General features: G+C 72.5%; 3 protein-coding genes. 1 reads left to right on the forward strand and 2 read right to left on the reverse strand.

Annotated elements, in window-relative coordinates; translation table 11 throughout:
- Positions 1–229: 229 nt before the first annotated feature.
- On the reverse strand, positions 230–2,005 hold the full coding sequence (locus G6022_RS08605) for a glycerol-3-phosphate dehydrogenase/oxidase (protein ID WP_179524760.1): 1,776 nt from the start codon (positions 2,003–2,005) through the stop codon (positions 230–232).
- Between the two features lie 79 nt (positions 2,006–2,084).
- On the opposite strand from G6022_RS08605, the gene glpK reads away from it, so the two are divergent.
- Positions 2,085–3,644 (forward strand): glycerol kinase GlpK, encoded by a 1,560-nt coding sequence (gene glpK, locus G6022_RS08610; RefSeq protein ID WP_182616180.1) that lies wholly within the window; start codon positions 2,085–2,087, stop codon positions 3,642–3,644.
- Here the strand turns inward: glpK and G6022_RS17025 are convergent, their stop codons facing one another.
- Entirely contained in the window at positions 3,645–4,718 is a 1,074-nt protein-coding gene (locus G6022_RS17025) for an ABC transporter ATP-binding protein (RefSeq protein ID WP_182645687.1), read from the reverse strand. It lies immediately after the preceding gene.
- Between the last annotated feature and the right edge of the window lie 133 nt (positions 4,719–4,851).

Here is a 4,851-nt window from a genome sequence, read left to right on the forward strand (position 1 = left end):
GCGCCGTCGGGCCCCACGGGCCGCGCCGTCGGGCCCGCCCCTCCCCCGGATCCGCTGCTCTCCTGCGCCATCCGCTGCCCCACCGGACAGCCGATCGCGCAGGGCGGCAGCGGATTTCCGGTGTCAGGGGGTGCGGAGCGCGGCCGTGCCGGTTCCGACCCCCATCACGCGCTGGTCGGGCTCCCGGTCGGGATAGGTGGCCCCTCGGTCGGGAAGGGTGGCCTCCCGGTCAGGCCGGGTGGTCGACGACCGGCTCGGCGCTCGCGGGGTCGACGGTCGCCTCCACCAGGAACTCGCGGACCTCGGGGACGCCGCGGAGGAAGCCGTCCGCCTCGTCGTCGGAGTCCGTCACCTGGCTGGCCAGCTCCGCGGCGACCCGTTGCTCGAACATCTCGACCTCCCGCTCGACGCGGTCGGTATCCCAGTCCAGCACCTCCGCCATGAGCTGCGCGGCCTCGCGGGCGCACGCCACCCCTCCGTGCTGGTACTCCATGGAGATCCGGGTCCGGCGGACCAGGACGTCCTCCAGGTGCAGAGCGGCCTCCGCGAGCGCGGCGTAGACGATCTCGACCCGGAGGTAGCGATCGGCGCCGTCGAGGGTCTCCAGCAGATCGGGGCGGTCCGCCGCCAGGTCCAGCACGTCCTCGAGAAGCGAACCGTAGCGGTCGAGCAGGTGCTGGACCTGCTCCTCCCTGATCTCGTAGTGGTCCGCGATCCGGTCCGCGCGGTTGACCATCGCCGGGTAGCCGTCGGCACCGAGGAGGGGGATGCGATCGGTGGTGGAGGCCGGAACGGATTCCGCGCGCTCCGGTCCCAGCTCGGCCACCGCGGCGTCGACCGCGTCCGCCGCCATGACCCGGTAGGTGGTGTACTTGCCGCCCGCCACCACCACGGCCCCGGGAGCCGCGCGCATCACCGCGTGTTCCCGCGAGAGCTTGGCGGTGGAGTCGGCCCCGCCCGAGAGCAGCGGGCGCAGTCCCGCGTAGACACCGCGGACGTCGTCCCGCCCGATCGGGGTCGTGAGCACGGCGTTGACGTGCCCGAGGATGTAATCGATGTCCGCACCCGTCGCCGCGGGGTGGGCCAGATCGAGCTGCCAGTCGGTGTCGGTGGTGCCGATGATCCAGTATTCGCCCCAGGGGATGACGAAGAGCACCGACTTCTCGGTGCGCAGGATGAGGGCGGCCTCCGAGTCGACCTTGTCACGGTCCACCACGATGTGGACCCCCTTGGAGGCACGCACCGTGAAGCCGCCCTCCTCCCCCAGCATCTCCTGCAGGTGGTCGGTCCACACCCCCGCCGCGTTGAGCACCACCCCGGCCCGGACGTCGGTCTCCCGTCCGGTCTCGGCGTCGCGGACCCGCACGCCGGTCACTCGTTCGCCCTCCCGCAGGTAGCCGATCACCTGCGTGGAGTTGGCGACCACCGCGCCGTGCAGGGCGGCGGTGCGGGCGAGCGTGAGGGTGTGGCGGGCGTCGTCGACCAACGTGTCCCAGTACCGGATCCCCCCCACCACGACGTCCTCGCGCAGACCCGGCGCCACGCGCCGTGCACCGGCGCGGCTGTAGTGCTTCTGCGGCGGGACGCTCTTGGCGCCGCCCATGAGGTCGTAGAGGACGAATCCCGCGGCCATGTAGGGGCGCTCCCAGAACCGGCGGGTGAGCGGGAAGAGGAACTTGAGCGGTTTGACCAGGTGCGGGGCCAGTCGGGTCATGCTGAGCTCGCGCTCGTGGAGGGCCTCGGCGACGAGCCCGAAGTCGAGTTGCTCGAGATACCGGAGCCCGCCGTGGAACATCTTGGAGCTGCGCGAGGAGGTCCCGGCGGCGAAGTCGCGGGCCTCCACCACCGCGACGCTCAGGCCGCGCGTGGCCGCGTCGACAGCGCTGCCGGTGCCCACCACACCGCCACCCACGATCACGATGTCGAAGGACTCCTCCGACAACCTCCGCCATGCCTCGGCCCGGCGCTCGGGACCGAGGACGGACCGTGATCTGATCGTGGGCATCGTGCTCCCTCCGGGGCCGGGTATCGGTTTCCGGCCGGTTGCGCCCGACTCTACGCCCGGGCGGACGTAGTCTGACGACGTGACGCGTAACACGTTCATCCTCGCGATCGACCAGGGGACCACGTCCTCGCGGGCCATCCTCTTCGACCACGACGGTCTGCCGGTGCCCGCGGCGACCGCCCAGGTCGAACACCGGCAGATCCTGCCCCGGGCCGGATGGGTGGAACACGACCCGCTGGAGATCTGGGAGAACGTGCGGACGACCATGGCCCAGGTGGCCGGTCACGCCGACCTCGAACCGGCGTTGGTGAGCGCGATCGGCATCACCAACCAACGGGAGACCGTGGTGGTGTGGGAGCGGGAGACCGGTGAGCCGGTCTACAACGCGATCGTCTGGCAGGACACCCGGACCTCCGGGATCTGCGCCCGGTTGGCGGAGGGCCACCCCGACGGAGACAACAGGTTCCGCGATGCGACCGGGTTGCCCCTGTCCACCTACTTCGCGGGTCCGAAGATCCGGTGGATCCTCGATCACCTCGACGCCGAGGGCCGACGCGGCACCGAGCGGGCCGAGGCCGGCGAGCTGCTGGCCGGGACCATCGATTCGTGGCTGGTGTGGAATCTCACCGGCGGCCGCCGCGGCGGGACCGACGGCGAACCGGCGCTCCACGTCACCGACGTCACCAACGCCTCCCGCACCCTGCTCATGGATCTGCGGACCCTGGAGTGGTGCGACGAGCTCTGCCGCGAGATCGGGGTGCCGCGGGCGATGCTCCCCGACATCGTGCCGTCCTCGGGGGTGATCGGTCACGTGACCGAGCGTCGCATGTTCGGCGGGACCCCCATCGCGGGGATCCTCGGCGACCAACAGGCGGCCATGTTCGGCCAGACCTGCTTCGACCCCGGCGACGCCAAGAACACCTACGGGACCGGCGCGTTCCTGCTGCTCAACACCGGCACCACCCCCCAGTTCAGCGACAACGGGCTGCTCACCACCGTCTGCTACAAGCTCGGGGACGCCGACGCCGTGTACGCGCTGGAGGGCTCCGTGGCGGTGGCGGGCTCGCTGGTGCAGTGGCTACGGGACAACCTCGGGGTGATCTCGAGCGCCGAGGAGACCGAGGAACTGGCGACGTCACTGGAGGACAACGGCGACTGCTATCTCGTGCCCGCGTTCTCCGGACTTCTCGCCCCTCGCTGGCGCCCGGACGCGCGTGGCACCCTGGTGGGCCTGACCCGGTTCCACACCCGGGCACACCTGGCGCGAGCGGCGCTCGAGGCCACCGCGTTCCAGTCCCGCGAGATGACCGACGCGATGGCCGCCGACGCCGGCGAGACCGCCGACGCGCTGCGTGTCGACGGCGGGATGGTGGTCAACGACTACCTGATGCAGTTCCAGGCCGACATCCTGGGCATCGACGTGATCCGGCCCGAGGTCACCGAGACCACCGCCCTGGGTGCCGCCTTCGCCGCGGGGCTGGCGGTGGGCCAGTGGGACTCCCCCGACCGGCTCCGGGAGTTGTGGCGGGAGGACCGGCGGTGGGAGCCACGCATGGCCGAGGACGAGCGCGCGCGCCTGTGGGGCCGCTGGAACGACGCCGTCGAACGGACCCTGGGCTGGGCCGCCACCGAGAGCTGATCAGGCGGGCACCGACGGCCCCGCGTGGAAGACGGCGGGACGCAAGGGCGTGACCTCCACCCGGGCCCCCACCTCGAAGACCTCCCCGCCGGAGACCGGGACCGCGAAGCTCTGCTCGGTGCCGTCGACACACATCCGGATGAGGGTCGACGCGCCGACGAACTCGACGCCGGTGCACACGCCGTGCCCCTCCTGCCCGACCCGACGGACCGTCAGGCTCTCGGGGCGCCACAGGACGGTGCCGGACCCGCGTGCGGGCGTGTCGAGTGGGACGGCGCCGATGGTGGTGTGTGCGACCCCTCCGTCCGCGGTGGCCGGGAGAAGGACGACCTCCCCCGCCAGCTGGGCGACCTCGCGGCTCACCGGGTGGTAGTAGAGCCGTTCGGGGGTGTCGACCTGGGCGAGGCGGCCGTCGATGAGCACGGCGACCCGATCGGCGGTGGCCAGCGCCTCCGCGCGGTCGTGGGTGACGAGGACCGACGTCGCGCCGGACTCGGCGAGCAGGGTCGAGACCTCCGCCCGGACCCGTCCCCGCAGGGCGGCGTCGAGCGCGCTGAACGGCTCGTCCAGCAGGATCAGTCCCGAGCCCGGGGCGAGCGCGCGTGCGAGCGCGACCCGCTGTTGCTGCCCGCCGGACAGCCGGGAGGGACGCTCGTCGGCCCGGTCCGCCAGCCCCACCAACTCGAGGACCTCACGGACCCGGGCCGCCCGCTCGGCGCGGCTGCGCCACCGCGCCACGGGATCGACCGGTACGAGTCCGAACCCGACGTTCCGGGCCACGGACAGGTGCGGGAACAGGGCGCCCTGTTGGGGGACCAGTCCAATCCCGCGGTGCTGGGCGGGCAGTGGGTCCACGCGGCGGCCGTCGACGAGGATGCGTCCCGCCGAGACCGGGTGCAGCCCGGCGATCATGCGCAGCACGGTGGTCTTGCCCGACCCGGACGCACCGAGAACGGCCAGCGCCTCACCGGAGCCCACTGTCAGATCGAGGTCCCGGACGACGGTGGTGCCCCCGTACCCACCGGTCACGCCGCGGAGCTCGAGCACGCCGCCGGGGCGCTTCCTCACCGTCATGTGGCACCCACCTGAGTCTCCTCCGAACGGGCCGCGATGGCGGTCCGTGCCGGGACGCCTCGCCCGGACCCTCCCGCGCCCCACCCGAACGACCTGCCGAGGACCGCGGCGGGGATCACGGCCACGGCCACGA

Source organism: Dietzia sp. Cai40 (assembly GCF_014145165.1).
In the GTDB taxonomy this organism is placed as follows: Bacteria; Actinomycetota; Actinomycetes; order Mycobacteriales; family Mycobacteriaceae; genus Dietzia; species Dietzia natronolimnaea.

Bases quoted from the DNA above. Each gene is read 5' to 3' on its own strand.
- G6022_RS08605 (WP_179524760.1), bottom strand. From the start codon at position 2,005: ATGCCCACGATCAGATCACGGTCCGTCCTCGGTCCCGAGCGCCGGGCC.
- G6022_RS17025 (WP_182645687.1), bottom strand. From the start codon at position 4,718: ATGACGGTGAGGAAGCGCCCCGGCGGCGTGCTCGAGCTCCGCGGCGTG.